The sequence below is a fragment of the Streptococcus gallolyticus subsp. gallolyticus DSM 16831 genome, from assembly GCF_002000985.1.
GTDB lineage: Bacteria > Bacillota > Bacilli > Lactobacillales > Streptococcaceae > Streptococcus > Streptococcus gallolyticus.
Genome location: NZ_CP018822.1, coordinates 2306804 through 2332992, shown reverse-complemented (window position 1 = coordinate 2332992; position 26189 = coordinate 2306804). Strand labels below are relative to the sequence as shown.

The 26189-nt window shown below is 37.3% G+C and carries 25 protein-coding genes; 21 read left to right on the top strand and 4 right to left on the bottom strand.

Going from position 1 to position 26189, the window contains the following annotated elements; translation table 11 throughout:
* The 7 genes from dapA (at position 1) to BTR42_RS11590 (ending at position 8734) form a co-directional block, all read left to right on the top strand.
* The gene (dapA, locus tag BTR42_RS11620; RefSeq protein ID WP_077497832.1) at positions 1-909 is read left to right on the top strand and encodes a 4-hydroxy-tetrahydrodipicolinate synthase; all 909 of its coding nucleotides are present in this window, start codon (positions 1-3) and stop codon (positions 907-909) included.
* A complete protein-coding gene (locus tag BTR42_RS11615) occupies positions 906-1541 on the top strand; it encodes a bifunctional 2-keto-4-hydroxyglutarate aldolase/2-keto-3-deoxy-6-phosphogluconate aldolase (RefSeq protein WP_012962587.1) in 636 nt (211 codons plus the stop codon). Before dapA ends, BTR42_RS11615 begins: the two co-directional genes overlap by 4 nt.
* A 23-nt stretch (positions 1542-1564) precedes the next feature.
* Complete coding sequence (locus BTR42_RS11610) at positions 1565-3619, top strand: BglG family transcription antiterminator (protein ID WP_077497830.1); 2055 nt, start codon at positions 1565-1567, stop codon at positions 3617-3619.
* A gap of 139 nt (positions 3620-3758) precedes the next feature.
* Positions 3759-4850, top strand: a complete 1092-nt coding sequence (ulaG, locus tag BTR42_RS11605; RefSeq protein WP_009855108.1) for an L-ascorbate 6-phosphate lactonase — start codon at positions 3759-3761, stop codon at positions 4848-4850.
* A 62-nt stretch (positions 4851-4912) separates the two neighbouring features.
* Entirely contained in the window at positions 4913-5560 is a 648-nt protein-coding gene (fsa, locus tag BTR42_RS11600; RefSeq protein WP_077497828.1) for a fructose-6-phosphate aldolase, read from the top strand.
* Positions 5561-5600: 40 nt separating this feature from the next.
* Positions 5601-7571, top strand: coding sequence for a transketolase (gene tkt, locus BTR42_RS11595; RefSeq protein WP_077497826.1), 1971 nt, complete (start codon positions 5601-5603; stop codon positions 7569-7571).
* Between the two features lie 218 nt (positions 7572-7789).
* Positions 7790-8734: an AEC family transporter gene (locus tag BTR42_RS11590; RefSeq protein ID WP_077497824.1), complete on the top strand. Its 945-nt coding sequence runs from the start codon at positions 7790-7792 to the stop codon at positions 8732-8734.
* Positions 8735-8944: 210 nt separating this feature from the next.
* Here the strand turns inward: BTR42_RS11590 and BTR42_RS11585 are convergent, their stop codons facing one another.
* Positions 8945-9799 (bottom strand): aldo/keto reductase, encoded by an 855-nt coding sequence (locus tag BTR42_RS11585; RefSeq protein ID WP_077497822.1) that lies wholly within the window; start codon positions 9797-9799, stop codon positions 8945-8947.
* A 205-nt stretch (positions 9800-10004) separates the two neighbouring features.
* Here BTR42_RS11585 and BTR42_RS11580 point away from each other — a divergent pair, with 205 nt between their 5' ends.
* The 8 genes from BTR42_RS11580 to BTR42_RS11545 all read left to right on the top strand — a co-directional run bounded on the left by BTR42_RS11580 (position 10005) and on the right by BTR42_RS11545 (position 19657).
* Positions 10005-11375 carry an MATE family efflux transporter gene (locus tag BTR42_RS11580; RefSeq protein ID WP_077497820.1) on the top strand — a complete coding sequence of 457 codons (1371 nt, stop codon included), beginning with the start codon at positions 10005-10007 and terminating at the stop codon, positions 11373-11375.
* Entirely contained in the window at positions 11368-12198 is an 831-nt protein-coding gene (locus BTR42_RS11575; protein ID WP_077497818.1) for a MerR family transcriptional regulator, read from the top strand. Before BTR42_RS11580 ends, BTR42_RS11575 begins: the two co-directional genes overlap by 8 nt.
* A 10-nt stretch (positions 12199-12208) precedes the next feature.
* The gene (locus tag BTR42_RS11570) at positions 12209-12910 is read left to right on the top strand and encodes a B3/B4 domain-containing protein (protein ID WP_077497816.1); all 702 of its coding nucleotides are present in this window, start codon (positions 12209-12211) and stop codon (positions 12908-12910) included.
* Between the two features lie 115 nt (positions 12911-13025).
* Positions 13026-15662, top strand: coding sequence for a DNA polymerase I (polA, locus tag BTR42_RS11565; RefSeq protein ID WP_077497814.1), 2637 nt, complete (start codon positions 13026-13028; stop codon positions 15660-15662).
* Positions 15663-15854: 192 nt separating this feature from the next.
* The gene (locus tag BTR42_RS11560; RefSeq protein WP_077497812.1) at positions 15855-17798 is read left to right on the top strand and encodes a T7SS effector LXG polymorphic toxin; all 1944 of its coding nucleotides are present in this window, start codon (positions 15855-15857) and stop codon (positions 17796-17798) included.
* Between the two features lies 1 nt (position 17799).
* Positions 17800-18279, top strand: coding sequence for a UCP033725 family protein (locus BTR42_RS12765; RefSeq protein WP_074629979.1), 480 nt, complete (start codon positions 17800-17802; stop codon positions 18277-18279).
* Positions 18280-18294: 15 nt separating this feature from the next.
* Positions 18295-19167 carry a DUF4299 family protein gene (locus tag BTR42_RS11550; RefSeq protein ID WP_077497810.1) on the top strand — a complete coding sequence of 291 codons (873 nt, stop codon included), beginning with the start codon at positions 18295-18297 and terminating at the stop codon, positions 19165-19167.
* 67 nt (positions 19168-19234) lie between these two features.
* The gene (locus BTR42_RS11545) at positions 19235-19657 is read left to right on the top strand and encodes a CoA-binding protein (RefSeq protein WP_012962581.1); all 423 of its coding nucleotides are present in this window, start codon (positions 19235-19237) and stop codon (positions 19655-19657) included.
* Between the two features lie 37 nt (positions 19658-19694).
* Here BTR42_RS11545 and BTR42_RS11540 read toward each other — a convergent pair whose 3' ends face one another.
* Positions 19695-20249, bottom strand: coding sequence for a PadR family transcriptional regulator (locus BTR42_RS11540; RefSeq protein WP_077497808.1), 555 nt, complete (start codon positions 20247-20249; stop codon positions 19695-19697).
* A 64-nt stretch (positions 20250-20313) separates the two neighbouring features.
* Positions 20314-20850 carry a phenolic acid decarboxylase gene (locus BTR42_RS11535; protein ID WP_009855093.1) on the bottom strand — a complete coding sequence of 179 codons (537 nt, stop codon included), beginning with the start codon at positions 20848-20850 and terminating at the stop codon, positions 20314-20316.
* 269 nt (positions 20851-21119) lie between these two features.
* Between BTR42_RS11535 and perR the strand changes: the two genes are divergently transcribed.
* Positions 21120-21617 carry a peroxide-responsive transcriptional repressor PerR gene (gene perR, locus BTR42_RS11530; protein ID WP_074658311.1) on the top strand — a complete coding sequence of 166 codons (498 nt, stop codon included), beginning with the start codon at positions 21120-21122 and terminating at the stop codon, positions 21615-21617.
* Between the two features lie 75 nt (positions 21618-21692).
* On the opposite strand, the gene BTR42_RS11525 is transcribed toward perR, so the two are convergent.
* A complete protein-coding gene (locus BTR42_RS11525) occupies positions 21693-22451 on the bottom strand; it encodes a DUF975 family protein (RefSeq protein ID WP_061458136.1) in 759 nt (252 codons plus the stop codon).
* Positions 22452-22720: 269 nt separating this feature from the next.
* Between BTR42_RS11525 and tgt the strand changes: the two genes are divergently transcribed.
* From tgt to tadA, 5 genes are all read left to right on the top strand, one after another.
* The gene (gene tgt / locus BTR42_RS11520) at positions 22721-23863 is read left to right on the top strand and encodes a tRNA guanosine(34) transglycosylase Tgt (RefSeq protein ID WP_003066739.1); all 1143 of its coding nucleotides are present in this window, start codon (positions 22721-22723) and stop codon (positions 23861-23863) included.
* A 138-nt stretch (positions 23864-24001) separates the two neighbouring features.
* Positions 24002-24310, top strand: coding sequence for a CHY zinc finger protein (locus BTR42_RS11515; RefSeq protein ID WP_009855090.1), 309 nt, complete (start codon positions 24002-24004; stop codon positions 24308-24310).
* 3 nt (positions 24311-24313) lie between these two features.
* Positions 24314-24844, top strand: a complete 531-nt coding sequence (locus BTR42_RS11510; RefSeq protein WP_077497806.1) for a biotin transporter BioY — start codon at positions 24314-24316, stop codon at positions 24842-24844.
* 59 nt (positions 24845-24903) lie between these two features.
* Entirely contained in the window at positions 24904-25680 is a 777-nt protein-coding gene (locus tag BTR42_RS11505; RefSeq protein WP_039694316.1) for an MBL fold metallo-hydrolase, read from the top strand.
* On the top strand, positions 25680-26186 hold the full coding sequence (tadA, locus tag BTR42_RS11500; RefSeq protein ID WP_009855087.1) for a tRNA adenosine(34) deaminase TadA: 507 nt from the start codon (positions 25680-25682) through the stop codon (positions 26184-26186). Before BTR42_RS11505 ends, tadA begins: the two co-directional genes overlap by 1 nt.
* The last annotated feature ends 3 nt before the right edge of the window (positions 26187-26189 follow it).

Below are 26189 nucleotides of genomic sequence, written 5' to 3'. Positions count from 1 at the left end.
ATGAGAATTACAGGTATTATTACGGCAATGGTGACACCACTTAATGATGATGGTTCATTGTCAAGAGATGGAGTAGTGAGTTTAGTCAATCGTCTGATTAAAAATGGAGTTAGCGGTCTATTTATTTTGGGAACAAATGGAGAATTTTTTGGACTAAGTGATGATGAAAAAGTGGCTTATGCCAAAATGGTTGTTGAAGTTGTCGCAGGTAGAGTTCCTATTTATGTGGGAACTGGGGCAATAGGAACCAAGAAAGTTATTACTTTAAGTCAAAGAATGGAAGAAGTAGGCGTATCAGCGATTTCAATCATCACACCTTATTTATTATCATTTTCGCAAGATGAATTGTATGCCCACTATAAATTAATATCAGATACGGTTTCACTTCCCATTATTCTATACAATATCCCTCAAAATACAGGGAATAATTTAGAGCCTGAAACGGTAGGACGTTTGGCTAAACACCCAAATATTATTGGTATAAAAGATAGTAGTGGCAATCTTGAACAGTTAGCTAAATATATTGATTTAACGAGACAGGAAGATTTTTCGGTTTTAATTGGATCGGATTCAAGAATTTTAGCAGCTTTACAATTAGGAGCAGATGGTGCAGTAGCAGCAACATCAAATGTCTTAACAAAAACAGACGTTGGGATTTATGAACATTTTTTGAACCATCAATTAAAAGAAGCCGAGAAATTACAAGAAAGTATAAACGCCTATCGAAAGGTATTGAAATATTCAACTATACCATCAGTATTAAAATATACTTTAAATCAAATTGGTATTCCTGTAGGTGATTCTCTATCACCAGTTAAGTTGACTTTAACAGTAGATGAAAAAAAGGAAATCAACAAGGTATTAAAATCTTATCAAGAATATGAAAATTTTGAAGGAAAAATAAAATGAAAAAAATAGATGTGCTTAATCGATTGTATGAAGAAAAGTTGATGGGAATCATCCGTGTGACAACTTTTGAACGTGCTAAGGAAATTGCAGAAAGTTGTTTAGCTGGAGGAGTATCTTGTTTGGAAATTAGTTATACTAATTTTAATGCTGGGGATATTATTCAGCAGTTGAAGGAAAAGTATAACAATAGATTGCTGGTAGGGGCTGGAACGGTATTAGACAGTGAAACGGCTAGAGAGGCTATCTTTAATGGTGCAGAATTTATCATTGCTCCTACCTTTAAGGAAGAGGTAGCCAAAATCTGTAATCGCTATCAGATTGCTTATATGCCTGGCTGTATGACAATGACTGAAGTGGTGGAGGCATTAGAAGCAGGAGCATCCATGGTAAAAGCTTTTCCGAGCTCATCTTTGTATGGACCAAATATTATTTCAACTATAAAGACACCAATGCCGTATGTTCCTATTTTATCCTCGGGTGGGGTGACTCTAAACAATGTTAATGAGTGGTTAAAACAAGGAGTAGACTGCATGGGAATTGGCAGTTTATTATCTAAGGGAACTGCACAAGAAATTGAACAAAATGCTAGAGCATTAAGAGAAGCAGTTAATGAGAGTAAAGAACTGCTATGAAATAAATGCAGACGGAGGCGGTTATGCTAGATAAAAAATCAATTCAGATTATGAATTATTTAATTAATGAAGAAGAAATTAGTCTAACCAAACTCATGTCAAAGACTGCTCTTTCTAAAAAACAAATTCTTTACGCATTGGACCATATTAACTCTTTTTTACTAGAGAACGATAAGGCTGCGTTATCAATATTCAAAGAAAATATCATTTTAACCTCAGAGAATAAGCAATTCTTTATTGATTGTTTTATTAACAACACTTTATTTACTGACTATTTGTTAGATGCGGACGAGCGAATCAAATATATCTTCTTTCTAATTTTTAATAAACCATCCGATTATTTATCAATTAGTGATTTTCTAGTGTCACTAAAAGTAAGTAAATCAACTGTTATTAGTGATATTAAGAGATTGCAAAAGAAAATAAAACCATCCGATATTAAAATTAAAAATGATAGAAATGTTGGCTATTATTTATCAGGAGATGAAAATCAAATTCGCTATCTAGCAATGTATTATATTTTGGAAGATCTAGCTTCTGATTTTGGAACATTCTTTTATGACTATTTCTTTTTCAATGAATCTATAGATGTTTTAAAACAGATTTATGAAACTTTTATTGCTTTTTCTAAAAAGTATGATTTTACATTTACAGATAGGCAATTGACAGAAATTGTATACACTTTATCTCTCTTTCTTAATCGCTTAAAAAGTAATTCGTCTGATGATGACAATTATAAATATAAAGCTTTGGAGATATCAAAGGAATTTAAACTATCAAAGGATATCTTAAATCAATTTCTCCCAGATACTAACAAAGAGGCAATTGGCTTTCTAACTTCATGGATACTGACTTTTACCACAGTTCATATTGGTGAAGATGCCTTTGATAGAAAGATCGTATTGGAACTTGTTAATAAGGTTATTAAACGCTTTGAACTTTTATCAGGGATTGAATTTTATAACATGAAAGAAGTTGAAAATAATTTATACAGTCACTTTAGAGCGGTTCATTATAGAATGATTTATAAAATACCAATTTTGAACCAATTTTCATCACGTATAAAATCACAGTATCCCAACCTTTTTAAAATTGTAGGATTAGCTTTAAAAGAGATAGAAGATTGTTATGATTTTCCGATTCCAGAAGAAGAAATTGCCTATTTAACTTTACATTTCGCGGTTGCTATTGAAGATTATGGTATAAAAGATGATGGTAAATTGGTTGCAGCCGTTGTTTGTCAAAATGGAATTGGAAGCTCTGCACTTGTCTTTCAACAATTAAAACTTTTATTCCCAGATTTTCGCTTCCTTGGCCCATATGATAAAAACAGTTTACTTGTTGAACCTTCGAAAATTGATATGATTTTTTCAACAGAATCAAACTTAGACCTATTTTCTTTAGCGAAGGAAGTATTTGTTGTTAATCCAGTCATGACGTCAGAGGAACGCTATAATTTATTACGTAAAGTCTATAGTAAATTCGGAATTAATAAAGTTCGTTTACCAAGGGTCACAGACTTAGTTACTATCATCAATAAAAATACTGAGATTAAGGATACTAAGCAATTAGAACAAGAGCTTTATACTTATTTGTTAACACCAAATGATAAAAGAATTATTGACTGCAATAAAATTGTAGAGCCCAATTTATCCGACCTTTTAGAAATTAAATTTATTCAGACCAATGTGGAAATTTCAGATTATGAGGAAGGAATTCGTAAAGCAGCTAAACCTTTGCTCCAAAGTGGTATTATCCAAAACCAATATTTGGAAAAACTTATTGATGATTATCATAAAGGGGTAATAATGAGATTAACTTCCTTGTTTTGTATGCCACACGCTACTGATACTGGTGGAAATAATTTGGGGATGAGTTTGGTTGTCTTAAAACATCCATTTATATTTAAAGATAAAAGTAGTGTTAAATATATTTTGCTACTTTCAGCACCTAAAAGTAGTGTCCATTTACTGGCTATGAATCAGTTGTTAAAACTGTTAGGTCAGGAAAACTTTTATGAAGCCTTAGATACTTTTTCTCCTAAGGATATTTATCATTATATTTTAGAAAATCAATAGTAAAACCCTATAGCTAAAAACTTTCAGCCCAAAAATGAACACATCATCGTGTAATACTTGGTCTTTTTTGGAATCGCTTTCTAGACTATACTGTTATTGTAAATGAATAACGTAACAACACAAATAGGAGGAAAGCAAAATGGCTAATGTTAAAGACATCACACGTGAATCATGGATTTTAAATACTTTTCCTGAATGGGGAACTTGGCTCAACGAAGAAATTGAAGAAGAAGTCGTTCCTGAAAATAATTTTGCTATGTGGTGGTTAGGTAATTGTGGTGTTTGGATTAAGACACCAGGAGGTGCAAATATTGTTATGGACCTCTGGTCAAATCGAGGAAAATCAACCAAGAAAGTCAAAGATATGGTTTGGGGACATCAAATGGCAAATATGGCGGGGGTTCGTAAGTTACAACCGAACTTGCGCGTGCAACCAATGGTTATTGACCCATTTGCCATTAATGAATTGGATTACTACCTCGTCTCTCACTTCCATAGTGACCATATTGATATCAATACCGCTGCTGCCATTGTAAACAATCCAAAACTTGACCACGTTAAATTTGTGGGACCTTATGAATGTGGGGAAATTTGGAAAAAATGGGGTGTTCCAGAAGAACGCATCATCATCATCAAACCAGGAGAAAGTTTTGAATTTAAAGATGTTAAAGTGACCGCTGTTGAATCTTTTGACCGTACGTGTCTTGTGACGCTTCCTGTTGACGGTGCTAAGGAAAATAATGATAGTCTGAAAGGACTTGCTGTGACAGATGAAGAAATGGCACGTAAGGCAGTTAATTACATTTTTGAAACACCAGGTGGAACGATTTATCATGGTGCCGATTCACATTTTTCAAATTATTTTGCAAAACATGGTAAGGATTTCGACATTGACGTTGCGATTAACAATTATGGGGACAACCCAATTGGTATTCAAGACAAGATGACCTCAATTGACCTTCTTCGGATGGCTGAAAATCTTCGTGCCAAGGTTATCATTCCAGTGCATTATGACATCTGGTCAAACTTTATGGCTTCAACGGATGAAATCCTTGCTCTCTGGAAGATGCGCAAAGAACGCCTACAATATCAATTCCACCCATTTATCTGGGAAGTTGGTGGTAAATATGTTTATCCACAAGATAAAGACCGTATTGAATATCACCACCCACGTGGCTTTGATGATGCATTTGAGCACGATTCAAATATCCAGTTTAAAGCTTTACTTTAGTAGGATAAAGGGTTGGTATCAGCCCTTTATTTTATCAGAAAAAAATGAAAAGGAGACAAATAATGAAATTTTTCTTAGATACAGCCGATGTTTCGGCGATTAAAACGATTAATGAACTAGGTGTCGTGGATGGTGTCACGACCAATCCAACGATTATTTCCCGTGAAGGGCGTGATTTTGAGACGGTTATCAAGGAAATTTGCCAGATTGTTGACGGTCCCGTATCGGCAGAAGTCACAGGTGTAACAGCTGAAGAAATGATTACTGAAGCGCGTGATATTGCTAAATGGGCAGACAATATTGTGGTCAAAATTCCGATGACAATGGAAGGGTTGAAAGCAGTCAATGTGCTTTCAAAAGAAAACATTAAGACCAACGTCACTCTTATTTTTACGGTATCTCAAGGGCTTATGGCTATCAAAGCTGGTGCAACCTTTATCAGTCCATTTGTTGGACGTCTGGAAGACATCGGCACAGATGCTTACCAATTGATTTCAGATTTGCGAGAAATCATTGATTTTTATGGCTTTGATACGGAAATCATTGCAGCCAGCATTCGTAATACAGTTCATGTTGAGAACGTTGCGAAACGAGGTGCTCATATTGCTACCATTCCAGATGCTGTTTTTGATAAAATGACCAAACATCCTTTGACGGATTCAGGGTTAACACAGTTTATGCAGGATTGGAAAATTTTTAAGGGTGAATAATCCTAAAAGTTAGCAGAATGATTTCACAAGGAGAAATATTATGTCACAATTATCTGTTAATGCTATTCGTTTTTTAGGAATTGATGCCATTGAAAAAGCCAAATCAGGTCATCCAGGAATCGTTATGGGAGCTGCTCCAATGGCGTACAGTCTTTACACTAAACATTTACATGTCAATCCAGCTGTTCCAAACTGGATTAATCGCGACCGCTTCATTTTATCAGCAGGGCATGGTTCAATGTTGCTTTATGCTCTTCTTCATTTGTCAGGATTTGACGTTACAATTGATGATTTGAAACATTTTCGTCAATGGGGGTCAAAAACGCCGGGTCATCCCGAATACGGTCATACTGATGGTGTGGATGCAACCTCTGGGCCACTAGGTCAAGGGATTTCTATGGCTGTCGGACTAGCACAGGCGGAACGTTTCTTAGCTGCAAAATACAATAAACCAGATTTTCCAATTTTCAATCACTATACTTATGTTATCGCTGGTGACGGTGACTTTATGGAAGGAGTGTCTGGCGAAGCATCATCTTACGCAGCTAAACAGCAATTGAATAAGTTGATTGTTCTTTATGATTCAAATGATATTTGCCTAGATGGTGAGACAAATGCTGCTTTTACTGAAAATGTTCGTGCACGCTACAATGCTTATGGTTGGCATACTGCTATTGTTGAAGACGGCACAGATATCAATGCCATTAGTCTTGCTATCGAAGAAGCAAAAGCTTCTAACAAGCCAAGCTTGATTGAAATTAAAACAACGATTGGCTACGGTGCACCAACAAAAGGTGGAACCAATGCAGTTCACGGAGCTCCACTCGGTGCTGAAGAAACAACTGCCACACGACGTCATCTTGGCTGGGAGTATCCACCGTTTGACGTTCCCGAAGAGGTTTATGATGATTTTAAAGAAAATGTAGAGAAGCGTGGGGTTGCAGCATATCAAAAATGGTTAGAAATGCTCGCAGACTACAAAACAGCCTATCCAAATGAAGCTAAAGAAGTTGAAGCTATTATTAGAGGAGAGAACCCAGCAACGCTCACAGAAGCAGATTTTCCTGCTTTTGACGATGGCTTTTCACAAGCAACACGTCACTCGTCACAAGCTGCAATTAATGCGGCAGCAGCGGTTCTTCCTAATTTTCTTGGTGGCTCAGCTGACCTTGCTCATTCAAACATGACTTATATTAACGATGATGGCTTACAAGATGCTGAACATCCACTTAATCGCAATATTCAGTTTGGTGTTCGTGAGTTTGGTATGGCAACTATTTTGAATGGTATGGCACTGCATGGTGGGCTTCGCGTTTTTGGTGGGACATTCTTTGTCTTTTCTGATTATCTTAAAGCTGCCATGCGTCTGTCTGCTCTCCAAGGCTTGCCAGTTGTCTATGTTTTCACTCATGATTCCATTGCTGTTGGTGAGGACGGACCAACTCATGAGCCAATTGAACAATTATCAGGCTTGCGAGCAATTCCAAATTTGACAGTGCTTCGCCCAGCAGATGCTCGTGAAACGCAGGCCGCTTGGCACTATGCTTTGACACAAAAATCAACGCCGACAGCGCTTGTTTTAACACGTCAAAATCTAGTTGTTGAAAAAGGAACAAGTTTCACAGCCGTCGAAAAAGGTGCTTATGTTGTTTACGAATCAGGCACAGATTTTGATACCATTCTTTTAGCATCAGGCTCAGAAATTAATTTAGCGGTAGAAGCAGCTAAAAAATTAGTTGCCCAAGGTGGTAAGGTTCGAGTTGTTTCAGTACCGTCAACAGAATTATTTGATGCCCAATCAGCAGAATATAAAGAAATGATTCTACCAAATGCTGTTCGTAAACGTGTTGCTATTGAAATGGCGGCAACCCAACCATGGTATAAATATGTTGGTTTAGACGGCAAAGTCATCGGTATTGATACGTTTGGAGCTTCAGCACCAGCATCAGAGGTGATTGAACACTACGGTTTCACAGTTGATAATATTGTCAACACTATCAATCATCTTTAATAATGTTTTACGATACAAAGAAAGTTCCTTCTAATCTCCTCGGGAGCTTTCGTACCTACTGTATTTGATAACTCCCTTAATACAGTAGATGTTTTTGCTAATACCTAACATTAAAACGACTGTTTTCCAGTCGTTTTTTACTGATTTTTTTAACCGTGCTTAAGAAACCTAAGAAAATATGCTATACTGAAAATAATTAGTTTAAAAGGAAGTAAGTAATGGCAACGTTTGTGAATAGTATTTCAGGTGTTTTAATTATTTTGGTCATGGTTATGGTGGGCTATGTTTTAGCTAAAAAAGGTTGGTTTGATGACCAGACCCCCTCTTTGATTGCAAAATTGGTTACCAAAGTGGCTTTACCATGTTACATGATTTATACGATTGTTGGTCGTTTCACGGCTGATGAATTGTTAAAAATACTGCCACAATTGCGTTTTCCTGCTCTTTCGATGATTATTCTACTTGCGATTGCCATGGCGGTAGCGCAGCTATTTGCCGTAGATAAAAAACATCAGGGCTTGTTTGTCTCTATGTTTTTTAATTCCAATACCATTTTTGTGGGATTGCCCATCAATCAAGCCCTTTTTGGCGATAAAAGCATTTCTTACGTTTTGGTTTATTATATGTGCAACACGACTTTCTTTTGGACGATTGGAACTTATTTTATCCAAAAAGATGGACGTCATTCTGCCACGATTGACTTTCGTGACAGTTTACGAAAAATTTTCTCACCACCGCTTTTAGGTTTTATTATTGGGGTGATTTTGGTGCTATTGAACATCCAACTGCCTGCCTTTTTACTTAGCGACTTTCAATATTTGGGCAACCTTACGATTCCGCTATCAATGATTTTTATTGGGATTTCGGTGGCAAATGCAGGGCTGTCACGTCTGCGTTTTAGTAAAGACAATGTTTTGGTCCTTTTAGGACGTTTTGTTGTAGCTCCGCTGTTAATGATGGTGATTGTTAGCCACACGCAAATGCCATTACTAATGAAACAAGTCTTTATCATCCAATCAGCCATGCCTGTCATGACAAACGCCCCCGTTGTCGCAAAACTTTACGGAGCAGACGCAGATTACGCAGCCATTATGGTGACCGAATCAACCCTTCTCACTATGCTCATTGTCCCAATTTTGATGTATTTAGTGAATTATTTATAATGATAAAATGGCACTTCCAGCATAGCGGAAGTGTTTTTTTCAACACAAAAAGCCTAGCCAAAGGCTAGACTTTAAGGAGATTATGAAAAAGATACATTCACTCAGCTTGGGAGGTGCTAAAGTGAACGTTAGCTAGCAAAGCCAGCTGTGAAAGTTTTAGGAATGATTAAAGTATAAAAAGGTAGCCTTAAAGAAATCTTAAGAGAAAAATTATTTTCCGTTAAAGACAGGAAAACCAGAAAATTCACCGTAATCTTTGAAGTCAATATTTTTAAGGATAGCCATATCTTCATCTGAAATCACGAAATCTAGCTCGGCATTTGATTTCATGTGTTCAGGATTCGCTGTTTTTGGAAGGGCAACAAGACCAAGTTGAATGACGTATTTAATGCAAAGTTGAGCTACTGAAACATTATATTTGTCAGCCATTGCCACGATGTCTTTGTTTTTGAGAGCTTCACCATGTGCGATTGGCGAATAAGCTTCGACTAGGATATTGTGTTCTTTACAAAAGTCAATCAATGCTAAAGGCGTGTTTCCAACGTGCGTTAAGATTTGATTGACCGCTGGCGTTACAGCCCCATTGTCTAAAATATTTTGCAAGTCAGAAATCAAGAAATTTGACACACCAATAGATTTAATTTTTCCTGCTTTTTGAGCATCTTCCAAAGCACGCCAAGCTTCCAAATTCCCCTCGTCGAAATTCTTATCGCTATCACGCCATTCTGCCCAAGGTTGCGGACTATGGATAATCATCAAATCAATGTAATCAAGCCCCATTTTAGCCAGCGATTCGTCGATTGATTTTGCGGCGGCATCGTATGTTTTATGCTCAGCAGCGACCTTCGTGGTAACAAAAATCTCCTCACGAGGAATGCCTGACGTGTGGATTCCCTCACCAACTTCGGCTTCATTGCCATAAGCTTGTGCAGTATCAATGTGGCGGTAACCCATTTCCAATGCGTCTCGGACAGCCTGCGCAGTTTTATCAGTCGCAATCATCCAAGTTCCCAAACCAAGCACAGGAATATCACGATTGTCGTTAAGTTTAAATGTTTCTACCATGAAAATACCTCCTTTACGCTTTTATTATATACCTTTAAGTTAACTCCAAGACAAGAAAAAATTAAAGTGAATATGATTTGTTTTAAGAAATACCCATTTTTCTGCTAAATGATGAAAGAATTTTTGAAATTTCTATCCAATATTGACTCTATAACCGTTGTAGAGTTTATACTGTATATAAATAATTAGAGAAGGGAAAATGTTAATGGAAAAAAATCTTACTACGGGCAGCGTATTAAAAAGTGTCGTTTTGTTTTCTTTGCCATATTTACTTTCTTATTTCTTACAAATGCTTTACGGTATGGCTGACTTATTTATTATTGGTCAATTTGGAGATGTTGGAAGTATAACAGCGGTTTCTAACGGTTCACAGGTCATGTATATGTTTACTGTCATAATTGTTGGATTAGCCATGGGAACAACGGTTACTATTGGGCAAGCTATCGGTGCTAGAAATAAGAAACATGCAGCAAAAAATATTGGGAATACTGTGACATTGTTTATGATACTATCTGTTGTGTTAACAGTTATTCTATTGAGTTTTATACATCCCATTGTTTCTGTTATGTCCACCCCAAAAGAAGCAGTAAATGGTATGATAGTTTATCTAACAATTTGTTTTATTGGGCTTCCTTTTATTACGGCATATAATATTATTAGTTCAATTTTTCGTGGCATGGGAGACAGCAAAAGTCCAATGTATTTTATTGCTGTAGCTTGTGTTGCTAATATTATTTTGGATTATATTTTTATAGGTGGTTTACATTTTGGACCTGCTGGAGCAGCTCTTGGAACAACATTATCGCAAGCAATTAGTGTCATTGTATCCCTAATAGTCACTTTGAAACGTAAAGACATTATGATTGAAAAAGAGGCCTTTAAACCTAATCGTTTAATAATGGGAGAAATGTTGAAAATTGGTATTCCTATTGCTTTTCAAAATGGTTTAATTCAGGTTGCATTTATCATCATTACGATTATTGCAAATCTGAGAGGATTAAATGATTCGGCAGCAGTTGGGATTGTAGAGAAAGTTATGAGTTTTCTATTTTTGATTCCATCTTCAATGTTATCAACGGTGTCGGCTTTAGGTGCACAGAATATAGGAGCGAAGAAGCCAGAGCGTGCTATAAAAACCTTACAATATGCAGTTGCGCTTACCGTTATTTTTGGTATTATAGTTTCAATTATCATTCAATTTACAGCAGAGCCGATTATTGCTTTGTTTACGGATAAAACAACAATAGATGGAGCTGAAGTGGTTCGTCTTGGTGGTCAGTATCTCAGAGGGTATATTTGGGACTGTATTTTTGCAGGTATTCATTTTAGTTTTAGTGGTTATTTTTGTGCTTGTGGAAAGTCAGAATTATCATTTTTACATAATATTTTAGCCATTATATTGGTTCGCATTCCAGGAGCATATTTTACATCAATACTGTTTCCTGCAACACTATTTCCAATGGGATTAGCAACAGCAGCAGGTTCTTTACTTTCGGTTTTAATTTGTTTAATGGCATTTATTATCATACATCGTCAAAATACACTTATCTTAGAAGGAGAGATAAAGGATGAATAAAGAAAATATCTTTTCAATCGGTGAAGTGTCAAAAATGTTTCATGTCAGTGTCAGTAGTTTGCGGCATTATGAGGCTCTGGGATTACTCACCCCAGAATATATCTCGTCTGATTCGGGTTATCGCTACTATGGACCTGAGCAATTTGAAGTGCTTAATACGATACGTTATTTACGTGCTTTAGATATGCCGCTTTCTGAAATTAAAGATTTCTTGCAAAATAAAGATATTAACGTAATCGAAGAAAAATTACAGCAACAAAAAAATGTTGTCTTGGAAAAACAGCAGGAATTAAAGCGAATTGAGCAAAAGATTGAACATCGTTTAAATTGGTTGTCTGATGCCAAAACAGTGCCTGTAGATACCATTTCTTTAGTACATCTTCCAGAAAGTCGTATTGTATGGGTTGATGAACCTTTAAAAATTGATGGCTTTCTTGACATGGAAAAACCAATTCGAAAATTAGACCAATCAGACACGGAGGCTGTCGTATTTCTTGGTAAGATTGGATTAGGGATTTCTGCAGAACATTTATGTAAAGCACAGATAGACCGCTATGATGGTATTTTTCTAATTTTAGACCAAGAAGATATTTATACAGGTGAGACTGATATATTACCAGAAACATTATGCGTACGTTTACGTTTTCGTGGCAGTCACACAGAAGCTTCTAAGCAATATAAGAAATTATTAGCTTATATTGAAAAACACCAGTTACAGATTGTAGGATTTTCTCGTGAAATGACACTTATTGACTACGGTGTTACAGATGATCCAGATAAGTTTGTAACAGAAATCTGTATTCCAGTTAAACACAGAGAGTGAAGGTGAAATTATGAAATTTGTAGTTAAACAAGAAATATTTGAAAAAATGCCCAATGCTTGTTTTGGAGTGGTCGTAGCAAAAGGGGTGGATAATGGTAAAGTATATCCGCTGATTAATCAATTATTGGATGAATGTATTCAGTCAACCTCACGACAATTTGAGGGGAAAAAGGTTAAAGAAGAACCTGACATTCTTCCATATCGAGAGGCCTTTCGAGCTTTAGGAATTAATCCAAATAAATACCTTTGTTCAATTGAAGCAATGTTTACTCGTATTGCTAAAGGAAAAGGTATGCCACATATTAATCCTATCGTAGATTTAGGAAATGCAATATCTTTAAAATATACATTACCAATAGGAGCGCATGATTTAGGAGTAGATGATAAAGATATTTGTATTCGTCTTGCACAAACAAGTGACAGTTTCTTACCTTTTGGTGGAAATGTAGAAGAAACACCAGATATGGGCGAAGTTGTCTATGCAGTTGGACATCAGGTTCGTACTCGTCGTTGGACATGGAGACAAAGTGAACATGGAAAAATTACAACGAAATCGTCTAATATATTTTTCCCAATTGATGGTTTTACTAATCTAAATATCAATCGTGTAATCGCTGCAAGAGATGAACTTGAAATCTATTTGAGGCAAATTTTTAAATGTGAAACAAGCGTTGGATTAGTAGATATAAGTCATCCAGAGATGGATTTGTAACATATAATGATATGATTGTTAAAATAAGAATTATAGTATTTAAATGATTGAGAATATTTATCGGATTCAACCTTCCAAAGCCAAATGAAAGCTCAAGATATGTTATAATAAAGCCATGGAAAACAAGAAAAAATTACTTTTAATTGACGGGTCATCCGTTGCTTATCGTGCCTTTTTTGCACTGTATAATCAGATTGATCGCTTTAAAAATCGTGCTGGTTTGCATACCAATGCCATTTACGGTTTTCACCTCATGCTCAATCATTTATTAGAAAGAGTTCAGCCAACACACGTTTTGGTGGCTTTTGATGCTGGTAAGACGACTTTCCGTACAGAAATGTACAAAGATTACAAGGCAGGTCGTGCCAAAACGCCAGATGAATTCCGTGAGCAATTACCTTACATTCGTGAAATGCTTAGTGCGCTTGGCATTACTTTCTATGATTTGGAAAATTATGAAGCTGATGATATTATCGGAACATTGGATAAATTAGCTGAAAATGAGGACGAGTACGACGTTACCATTGTCAGCGGAGATAAAGACCTTATTCAATTAGCTGATAACAACACAACCGTCGAAATTTCCAAAAAAGGTGTGGCAGAATTTGAAGAATTCACCCCAGCCTACCTCATGGAAAAAATGGGAATCACCCCTAAACAATTCATTGACCTTAAAGCGCTCATGGGGGATAAATCAGATAATATCCCTGGCGTTACAAAAATTGGCGAAAAAACTGGTCTTAAATTACTCTTAGAATACGGCAGCCTTGAAGGTGTTTACGAAAACATTGACGGCATGAAAAAATCTAAGATGAAAGAAAACTTGATTAATGATAAAGAGCAAGCTTTCTTATCTAAGACTTTGGCGACTATCAATATCAGTGCACCGATTACCATTGGTTTGGACGACATCAACTATCAAGGACCAGATTTGGACAAATTAGTACCATTTTACGATGAAATGGGCTTCAAGCAATTTAAAGACAATCTAGGTGCTCCGAAGAAACAAGAAAAATTCGACGTTAGCTACACCGAGGTGGATAGCTTGAGTGCGGATATGTTCACGGATGACCAATTTTTCTATTTTGAAATTTTAGGTGATAATTATCACGTTGAAAATATCATTGGCTTTGCTTGGGGAAATGACAAGGCGATTTATGCGTCAACCAATCTTGACCTTCTTAAGGACGATTTGTTCAAAGCAGCGCTAGCTAAACCAATCAAAACTTACGATTTTAAACGTAGCAAAGTCTTGCTTAGTCATTTGGGTGTTGATTTACCAGCGCCAGCATTTGACAGCCGTTTGGCAAAATACCTCCTATCAACGGTTGATGACAATGAACTGTCAACTATTGCACGACTTTACACGGATTATGTTTTAGATAGTGACGAAGCTGTTTATGGCAAGGGGGTTAAGCGTGCCGTTCCTGAAAAAGCAGTGCTGCTCAGCCATTTAGCACGTAAGATTGTGGTTTTGAACCATTCTGAGAAAGTCATGCTAGACAAGTTGACAGAACACCAACAAGCCAGCCTTCTCTTTGACATGGAGCAACCGTTGGCAAATGTCCTTGCTAAAATGGAAATTGCAGGTATTTCGGTTAAAAAAGCAACGCTTCAAGAAATGGAAGCTTCTAACCAGGCTGTTATCGATGAGTTGACACAAGAAATTTACGATTTGGCGGGCATGGAATTTAATATCAATTCGCCAAAACAATTGGGTGAATTGCTCTTTGACAAGATGCAATTGCCAACAAGCTACACGAAGAAAACCAAGACAGGGTATTCAACAGCGGTGGATGTCTTGGAACGATTGGCGCCAATCTCGCCAATCGTGTCTAAAATTTTGGAATATCGCCAAATTGCCAAATTGCAATCAACTTATATCGTTGGTTTGCAGGATTTCATTTTGCAGGACGGAAAAATTCACACCCGTTACTTACAAGATTTGACGCAAACAGGTCGTTTGTCTAGTGTTGACCCTAACTTGCAAAACATTCCAGTACGTTTGGAACAAGGGCGCTTGATTCGTAAAGCATTTGTCCCAGAGACAGAAGATGAAGTGCTTTTAAGTTCTGACTACTCACAAATCGAATTGCGTATTCTAGCCCACATTTCAAATGATGAGCATTTGATTGCGGCTTTCCGTGAAGGAGCAGACATTCACACGTCAACAGCCATGCGTGTCTTTGGCATTGAAAAAACAGAAGATGTCACACCAAATGACCGTCGTAACGCTAAGGCTGTTAACTTTGGTATTGTTTACGGCATTTCGGATTATGGGCTTGCTAATAACCTCGGCATTCCACGTAAAGTGGCTAAAAAATACATTGAAACGTATTTTGAACGCTACCCAGGTATTAAAAATTACATGGAACGCGTAGTGCGTGATGCCAAAGACAAAGGTTATGTCGAAACGCTTTTCCACCGTCGCCGAGAGTTGCCAGATATTAATTCACGTAATTTCAATATTCGTCAATTTGCAGAACGCACAGCTATCAACTCACCAATCCAAGGTAGCGCAGCTGACATTCTCAAAATTGCCATGATTAACCTTGACAAAGCCTTAGTTGACGGTCAATTCAAGACAAAAATGCTTCTACAAGTACACGATGAAATCATTCTTCAAGTACCAAAAGATGAACTTGAAGCCGTTAAAACATTGGTCAAAGAAACCATGGAATCAGCGATTGACTTATCAGTCCCCCTCATTGCAGACGAAAATGCAGGACAAACATGGTACGAAGCAAAATAGAAATAAAAAACCGAGCTGCCAAACTTTGGTAGCTTGGTTTTTTGACATTATTTTATGTTAAATTCTGAAAATTCCAGTTTTTTATGCTATAATGATGACAAAATTTAGGGAGGAAATTTATGTTATATTTAGGACAAGTGATAGCTAGTCCTCTCCTTTTGCTGGAAGTTCAACTAAAGGGAGGGGATTTTTATGGGCTTTCATGTTTCGTTAGCTGAGTTGACCAAAGCAGCTACTAAGTTAAGCCAAGAAGCGGAGCGCTTAGAAGAACAGCTTGAAACAGCCAAAAAGAGTGTTAACAAGATTATCACCTCTGAAGCTTTGACTGGTCAAACAGGACAAGCGATTTACCACCAACTGAACAACGTTGATGCGGCGATTCTCGTTGGGTTAGCGGATACGACCAAGCTCCTTGCTAGCGATATGTACCAGTTAATCGCAGCATTTCAAGCAAGTGTTGGTGAAACCTCCACAACTGCGGTTTTAGATGAGGATTACCTTAATCAGCTCAAAGACCAGCTAAGCAACTTTAAAAATCAACATGGGGAGCAAGAAGAAACCATTGCCGACATCTATGCCAGTGTTAGTGATTTGATTTCGCTCCCTAGCCCACAAAGTAACTACGACACGGATAGTGATGCCGCTAGCCAATACCTAAGCAATACCATTGATAAGGTGACGAGCTTTAATAGTGCTGGAAGTGAGCTTAGTTCTGAAAGCCTGTTGACCGCCATTGACAGCAAGGTCAACCAAGTCAGTCAGACAACAAGCCTAAGTTATAGTGATAGTCAGTACCTAAGTTTTGTCAATGACGCTAGCTTTGCTAAAGGGATTAAGTCTGTCAATAAACAGCTAAAAGAGCAAGAAAAGCTGACTAAAGAGGAAGCTGCCAAAGAAGCCCAGGCAGCTTGGGCCAAACAACACCCTGTTGAGGCTTGGTTACAAAGTCAAGCCGCCAAAGATGCTCAATTCTTTGAGGGAGCACGACAAACCTTAGAGCAGACCCATTGGGATTACTTTGGTGGGGCAGTTGATAAATCCCTAGCTTTGTCCGTCCTTGGCTTTATCTCTAAAGCCTCGGAAACGGTAGACCAATTAGCTATTGGAATTGGCGAATTGAGTCACTTAACGGTTGAAGGGCTTGAAATGGGAGTTGATTATGTTACTGGTCATCAAACGCCCCAATGGATTAAAGACGACATAACAGGTGCTACCAATAATCTGCTTGCAGCTAGTGAGTTTACTGACAGCTTGCTGGCTCTGGACGCCGAGGCTTGGGGTGCTGTTGGTAAGGAGCTTGGGAAGATTGGAACGGACTTTGTTACTGCTGTTAAAACAGGTGACGACTATGCTTTAGGTGGCTATGTCTTTGATGTGGCTACACTAGTTGGTCCCGCTTCAGTTAGCAAACTCAAGTACGTTGATGAAGCCAGCGCCCTCACTAAACTCGCAGAAACCAGCGAAGTTGCCTCGACTGTTGGAAAAGTTGAAGATGGGGTGAAGGTTGGACAGTCAACTTACGAAATTATCCAACAAAAGCTCATTGAACATAATATAACTGAAGCAGAATTCAACAGGCTGCGTGCTACTCGTGTTGTGGATATGACTCAAGCTGAATATGATATGATGATTGATATTCGAAATGCCGTCCCTAATCCAACAAGTCAAACTGTCATGCAAAAGATTATTCCAATCGAAGAGGCTGATAATTATTTTGGAGAAAATGCTTGGGGAATCAGGGGGTATATTACCAAACGAGAAGACGTCACTAGTATCACTAATATTGAAGAAGCAGTTAAGGGGTTACGTCTAGATTATGATGGTTCCAAATTTGTAGATGCCAATGGGAATATTATTACTGATGGTTATGTCCGTATTGAATTTCAAACCAAAGATACAGGTTACATAGACATCCCATTTGGAGAACAGAATGGGATTGGATTAGACCCAGACCCTGCAACAGGGCATGGTTTTATTAAATCAGAGGAGTACTTAACACCGGAATATAAAACTGTTAAACCAGATAATAAAGGGCTCCTACTAAAAAATGGCGCTAAAATGTTTTTAAATATTGACGGTGATGAAATTCTTGTTGGGGTAGTTAAAGATGGAAAATTCGTATATGTAGGAGGATGAAATGGAAAAAATTTTTTTAGTCTATAATGGAAAAAAATTTACTAATTTTGAGGAAGAGAATGGTAATTATTATTTGATTTCTGACAGTAAAGAATCACTAAAAGAAGGTTATAAAGCAATAAAAGAAGAAATTATTGTACACCAAAATTACAATACCGGAGAAATAGAAAAGGGGTATCTAGTTACCTATAAAAAATTAATTCCTAGAGACAAAATTGAAAAAATTTATCGAGTCAGCGACGTAGCATTAATCAATGGTAAAAAATATGGAATCTTCCAATCAAGTGACGATAACTTTGATCAACCTGATTCATGGATTACCATTGTTACTGACGATGTAGAATTCTTAAAGGCAAATGACATCTGGGAAGGTGCTGAAGTGGTGGATAATCAGTACGGCCATCGTTTCTACCATTCTTCTCGAATCCCTGTCAGTGAAGTCACAATTTTAAGAACAAGAGAAGATTTACCGATTGACTAGAGAAAGGACATCATATTGGAATCAATTATTTTTACAACTAGTAGTGATAAGGTATTAACCATTGGAGATTTACTTCAAAATGAACTTTTTGAATGTATAAGCGTTGCTGCCAAAGATACACAGACTACTCCAAACCAAGATTCTAAGATTTCACTTTTCCAATCTATTCTTTTTGCAGTAAAAGGAAAATCAACATTTGGATTTCGTCTTTCTTACGAAAATTCTAAATACCAACTCTCTATTTCAGAGTTAGCGACACCTTCTGATTGGACTGGCGCTTTAATGTTTTTAAAAATGTTACTAGTGATTCTTGAGGTTAATACTGTACAAAGTCAAGGAAAAACATTTACACATGATAGTATTTTGGACTATCATTTCACATCTGTCCTTTTAAAAGCTATTGGTAAACTAGTAAAAGAACTTCAAGTTCACTCAGGTGTCCAATTATCAGGTATTAGGCGACCAATTTTTATTAATCAAAATTACTTCGGACAAATTATTAATGTTCCTGATGACCAACTACTTTTGGACAGTTATGATAAACGACTAGGGCTGACCCAACAAATTAATGCTTATTTTTCAGAGCAACAAGTTTTTAAAATTGAACAAAACAATGATGAATTCATCCTTCCTGTCAATTATCTTAACAGTGAAGCATTAACTGTTTTACCTGCAATACCTGAATTAACAATTCAACATCAACAACAATATCAAGGTAAGAAAATGTTAACTCCACGTTTGTTTATCATGGATGCTAAAGGAAAAAAACTTGCAGATATTGGTTATGAGGAATTTTTAGCATCATTGACCGATGGTATCTTCATGGTAGATGCAAAATCTGTTGCAGTTAAACCATTATCCAAAGAAAAACTTAAAAATTTACAGTAATATTTTTTTAGATACAATATTGGCATTTAAACAAATATTGTTTAATTAATTTTTAGGAGGCAGCCAGATGACAACATTTCAAAATCCTAGTCAAGATGTGATTGCTGATTATTTAAAAAATGCCAAAACCATTGCTGTTGTTGGTTTATCACATCGTGAAAATAGTCCAGCTTATGGTGTTTCAAAAATCATGCAAGAAGCTGGCTATACGATTATTCCTGTCAATCCAAGATTAGCAGGACAGAAAATTTTAAACGAGACAGCTTATGCTAGACTTCAAGATGTTCCTGTCCACATTGACATTGTTGATGTTTTCAGACGAAGTGAATTTCTACCAGAAGTTGCCAAAGATTTCATTGAAACAGATGCCGACATTTTCTGGGCGCAACTTGGTCTAGAAAGTCAAGAAGCTGCTGATATTTTACAAGCTGCAGGACGTGATAAAATTGTCATGAACAAATGCATCAAGATTGAATATCAAGGCTTGTAAGCTAACAAAAAAACTGAGAGTCGCTTTTTGCGGACTCTCAGTTTTTATGATGTTTCTGCCATTGCTGGATAGTGTCCTCAATCCAGCTCAATTGACTGCTAACACGCGAAATGGCGCGGCTTAGGATAAGGTAGTGACCGTAGGCGCGATTAATATCTTTTGAGCTTGAAAAAAGTAATTTTTCTCGCATTTTAAAATGCGCCAGCTGTTCTAGCAAAATCTGACGTTCTTCCTCTAATAAGGACAAAATCCGTGGATTAGCTTGGTCGTGGATAAAGAACATTTTTAAAGAGAAAAGGTCCTTTTGAATAGGCGCTTCCTCGACCGTCTCCTCTAACCAGTTAGAAAGAATTGCTTCCCCCTCACTCGTTAATTGGTAATATTTTTCTTTAGCATTATCTTCAGAGGTCGTTTGTTTGAGCCAATTGTCATTGGACATACGTTTTAATTCAGGGTAAATCTGACTATGAGAAGCACGCCAAAATTCGCCAATCTCATTGTCAAATTGTTTCGTAATAGCCTGCCCAGTAATCGGTGAAGAATGTTTGACAATCCCCAAAATGATATAGGGTAAGAGACGTTCTTTAGGCATAAGACCTCCTTGTAATGAATAGTTGTTTATAACTAGTATAGCAAGAATTCGCCAGATTAGATAATTATTTTTTCAAACGTTTGTAATTATCATCAAAGTATTTCCCATTACGAATGTCGTCTGGTAAGCCTTCGTATGGTGCTTCAGAGATGACATCTTCGTTATTTTGCCCCGCATCACCCATATAGGTAATGTGAGCAAATTCAGGAACGACTAATTTTGGATAAGTAGCGTATTTTTCGCGAGATTCTTCCATTAAATCAATGTGTTCATTTTGGAAGCAAACCGTAATTTCAGGATGTTCATGAACCCAAGCAGGAAAGAAAATCGTACCGTTCAATTTTTTCTCATTAGGCACGAAATCAAGGGCAACGTCAGTACCAGTTGGTTCTGTCCAAGCAACTTTATAAACACCTTCTGTGAGCATAACGATATTAGCTTCTTGGTCTTTGACCCAACGCCCAGCAACCATACCGCCATGAATACGATAATCAACAGTGTGGTCATTTTTAGCATACCATTCGTATTCCCAACCATTATCGTAAGTGTAAATAAAGTGAGTTCCTAAAAAATCGTCCAAAGTTTTAAATGTTTTTGTCATCTGTTGATCTCCTTTTGATTATTTTATGTCGTTAACGACAAATATATTATAAGACTAAACCTGAGAAATAGTCAAGAAATTTATGTCGATATTTACAAAAATCCAAAAGTAACATTTCAAAAATCCGATTTCATCAATTTTTTACTAAAAAATCTCTCAGTAACTTGAAATTGTCTGATTTTTGTAATAAAATAGGTGAGCGTGTCTTGACATGTACTTTTTTAAACTATGTTATAATTAACTTAGTAAATTAGATAAGGAGAGCTATAATGGATGTTCACACTCACCACCGTCCTTTGGATGCCTATGAGAATGTCATTGAGCATCTCAAAAAGAAACACATCCGTATAACGGAGACTCGTAAAGCCATTATTGCTTATATTATAAATAGTCATGAGCACCCTAGTGCCGATAAAATTTATAGAGACCTATTGCCAGAACACCCTAATATGAGTTTAGCAACGGTTTATAACAATATGAAAGTATTGGTTGATGAAGGATTTGTTGCCGAGTTAAAAGTAACAAACGACACCACAACTTACTATGATTTTATGGGACATCAGCACATTAACATTGTTTGTAAAAACTGTGGTGAAATTGCTGATTTTATGGATGTTGATGCCATTGATATTGGCAAAGAAGCTTATGAACAAACAGGTTATCAAATCACAAAAATTCAACTGACAGCTTATGGTATTTGCCCAAAATGCCAAGAAAAACTAAAAGCAGCAGGCGAATCTTTTATGACCTATCACGAGGATAAGTAAAGGTTCAAGTTGGACTTTGGTCATAAACCTGAACATAAAAAAATCACCTTAGCAAGGCTAGGGTGATTTGTTATATTATTCAGCATTTTCTAGTAAATCTTCGTAGAAGAAGAGGTTAGCTGTTGTGGTATATGGTAGTGTGTAGAAGTAAAGCAAACCACAAGTGAATACTGTTAAAATATGCCAACCAATGAAGCTAAATTGTAGGCAGAAGAAACGCCATCTGTTTCCTTTCATTAGTTTTGTACTCTTATCAATAATGCTACGAGGACCTTCATAAGTGCCGTTTTGGACATCATCATAAAGGATGTAGGTTGTCATGCTGTATGAATAGTTTTTCATAATAGCAAGTACAAATCCTGCAATCATCGCAATCAAACCAATAATCACAATAACCCACCCCGCAGCAGAATCATCTATAGCTGCGTAAGTAATTCCGATAGCGAAAATGAATATTCCGACACCAGCAATCAAAGACCATAAGAAGAGAAATAGCCATTTTAAAAGAGCTGTCAAAACGTATTTCCCAAATAATTCGTTTGAAAAGACAATCATGTTGTCTCCTACTTCGACGTGGTCACGTTTGAGACGAATCACGTCAAGTACAGCATAACTTGCTGACGCAAGAAATAGTGCAGACAGAATTCCAATGATACTTGGAACTGATTCTGTGATGCTAAATTCAGTACCGTTGCTTGTTGTAAAAATCGCTTGACGATAAGAAACTGAAACGGTAAGAATCGCTAAAACAATAGAAACAATAAATAGTTGATATTTACCAGAGAGTGTTTTAAGAAATTCTCTAGCTTTTCGACGTGTTTCTGAAGCTTTCATAATGGACCTCCTTTATATCCCTTAAAAAATAATTACTTCCACGTTTTCAATTATATCATATTGTATTAGAGATAGCACACTAAATCAGAGAGACATGACAAAAGATGTGATTTTTGGTAAAATCGTAAAGGTTGTGCTTTGTATTTTTTATAATACAAGGCAAGAGATTAATGAGCTTTTCAGTCTCAAATTCTCAGTCTGATTACTGTTTAATCATGACAATATTAAAAATGCCCACAACTGTTTTTTGTGGTAGCTAGGAGAAGAAAATGACAGATTATCCGATTAAGTATCGCTTAATTAAGAAAGAAAAACACACAGGTGCGCGTTTGGGTGAAATTATCACACCACACGGCACATTCCCAACGCCAATGTTTATGCCGGTTGGGACACAAGCAACGGTTAAAACACAATCGCCAGAAGAGCTCAAGGAAATGGGCTCAGGGATTATCCTATCAAATACTTATCACCTTTGGTTACGTCCAGGTGACGAATTAATCGCTCGCGCTGGTGGACTTCATAAATTCATGAATTGGGACCAAGCAATTTTGACTGATAGTGGTGGTTTCCAAGTGTATTCATTGGCTGATACACGTAACATCACCGAAGAAGGGGTGACCTTTAAAAACCACCTTAACGGTGCTAAAATGTTCCTTTCACCAGAAAAAGCCATTTCTATTCAAAATAATCTTGGCTCGGACATCATGATGAGCTTTGATGAATGTCCTCAATTCTACCAACCGTATGATTACGTTAAAAAATCAATCGAACGTACAAGTCGTTGGGCTGAACGTGGCTTGAAAGCACATCGTCGTCCACATGACCAAGGGCTTTTTGGTATCGTGCAAGGTGCTGGTTTCAAAGACCTTCGTCGCCAATCAGCTAGTGACTTGGTCAGCATGGATTTCCCAGGTTATTCAATTGGTGGACTTGCCGTTGGAGAATCACACAAAGAAATGAATGAGGTGCTTGATTTCACAGTGCCAATGTTGCCAGAAAATAAACCACGTTACCTTATGGGCGTTGGTGCACCAGATAGTTTGATTGACGGTGTTATCCGCGGTGTGGATATGTTTGACTGCGTGCTTCCAACACGTATCGCTCGAAATGGAACATGTATGACAAGTGAAGGGCGTTTGGTGGTTAAAAATGCAGCTTACGCAGAAGATTTCACACCACTTGACCATGATTGTGATTGCTACACATGTCGCAATTACACACGTGCTTACATTCGTCACTTGCTTAAAGCTGATGAAACCTTTGGGCTTCGTTTGACAAGCTATCATAACCTTTACTTCCTTGTCAACTTGATGAAAAAAGTTCGTCAAGCTATTATGGATGATAATCTTTTGGAATTCCGCGAAGATTTCTTTGAACGCTACGGCTATAACAAGAGTGACCGTAATTTCTAATATCATACCAAGTCTGGGGCAAAGCTGCTCCAGACTTTTTGCGCTTTATCAGTGAGAAGATTTCAAAAAAGAGTTAACCAATAAAAATAAATGAGTTGACTAAAAATAAATAAAGTAGTAAACTTTGTTAGGAGGTTGATGATTATGATAATTTATGGAATTAATCTTGATAGTAAAGGAAGATGCAAACATTATCATACAAAACAGGACATTGTTGCTCTCAAATGTGGTAAGTGCCAAGATTATTTTGCTTGCTATCAATGTCATAATCAGCTACGAAATCACCCTTTTGAATCAGTTTCGGTAAAAGCTGCCTCACCTGTTCTTTGTGGTAATTGCCGCCATTTTTTAACTTATGCGGAGTATAAAAAAGGGGCTTGTCCATATTGTTATCATGACTTTAATCCGAACTGTCGCTTACACGAAACCATTTATTTTAAGGAGTAATTTATGAAAAACGTGAGAGATTTACTTTATATTGCAATGATGACAACTATTCTTGTCATTTTAGGTTTTATTCCAGCCATTCCACTGGGTTTTATCCCTGTTCCAATTGTTTTGCAAAATTTGGGAATCATGTTAGCAGGTGTGCTCTTAGGTTGGAAAAAAGGGTGCTTGTCGATTCTTCTGTTTTTCCTTTTGGGGATGTTTATTCCAGCTTTTTCTGGTAGTACCTTGTTTGCTGTTTTTGCTGGACCAACGGCTGGTTATGTGGTTGCTTGGTTTTTTGTGCCAATTCTAATCAATGTGATTTTGAAAATTTTTAAGACATCATCTTTTATTAATAATTTAATTGCAATTTTACTAGGCGGTGTTTTATTTGTTGATGTGGTGGGAGCAATTTATCTATCTGTTTATATACACACACCTTTGTTGACTTCTCTTTTATCAAATCTTGTATTTATCCCAGGAGATACGATTAAGGCAATTATTGCTAGTGTTGTAGCCTATAAATTTAAAGATAGACTGATGGTGTCGTAAGAGATAGTTTTCAAAAAATGTTATAATGTGAGTAAGCATTACTAGAGGAGGATTCTACGATGAAACTCACAACACTTGGTTGCTGGGGAGCTTACCCATATAAAGACGGCGGAACGACCTCTTATCTCGTTACGAGTGAGGACGGTTTTCAATTGCTTATGGATTGCGGAAGCCGTGCTGTCACAGAATTAGAAAAAGAAATCAGCCCACTTGACTTGGATGCGGTGATTATTTCGCATTATCATCCTGACCATGTTGCTGATTTAGGCGTGCTACGCCATTATTTCCAACTATATCCCAAACATCTCTGGGAGCCTAAAATTTTGCCAATCTACGGACACACCGAAGATGAGCAAGAATTTGCTAAACTGACTTTAGACGGTGTTTCTCAAGGGAAAGCTTATGATGTCAACGGCGTTGAGAAGATCGGTCCATTCGACATTACCTTTATCAAAACCGTCCACCCTGTTCCTTGCTATGCTTTTCGTATTGTCGAACGTGCAACAGGGCAAACACTTGTTTTCACTGGTGATACAGGCTATTTTGAAGGTTTGGATAAATTTGCTGCAGGCGCTGACCTCTTTTTGGCAGATGTTTACCTTTATGCGGGAAATGAAAATCATCCAGCGCATTTGACAACCAAAGAAGCAGGGCAAATTGCCAAGGCTGCAGGTGTGACATCCCTTGTCTTGACGCATACGCCACCAGTTCCACCACAAGGCATTGATGCCGAAAATCACCTTCAAGTGCTTAAAGAAGAAGCAGAAAATTATGCTGACGGTGTTCCTGTTGATTTAGCTGAGCCACACAAATCATGGCAACTTGGTGAGCTATAATGGCTGAATTTACACAAGAAGAAAAGGAATATTTCATGCGAGAAGCGCTCAAGGAAGCGCAAAAGTCGCTAGCAAAAGAGGAAATCCCAATTGGCTGTGTTATCGTGAAAAACGGTGTTATCATTGGACGTGGACACAATGCGCGTGAAGAACGTCAGAAAGCCATTTTGCATGCTGAAATCATGGCGATTGATGATGCCAATGAAAACGAAGGTAGTTGGCGTTTGCTAGATAGCACCCTATTTGTGACCATTGAGCCTTGCGTGATGTGTAGCGGAGCTATTGGGCTTGCCCGCATTCCGCAAGTGATTTATGGGGCTGCCAATCAAAAATTTGGCGGTGCAGGCAGTCTTTATGATATTCTGACGGACGTTCGTCTCAATCATCGAGTGGAAGTGGAGACTGGGATTTTAGAGACCGAATGTGCAGCTATCATGCAAGATTTTTTCCGTAAAAACCGTGAAAAGAAAAAAGCAGCTAAGCAAGCTGCCAAAGAACAGTCTTAGTTT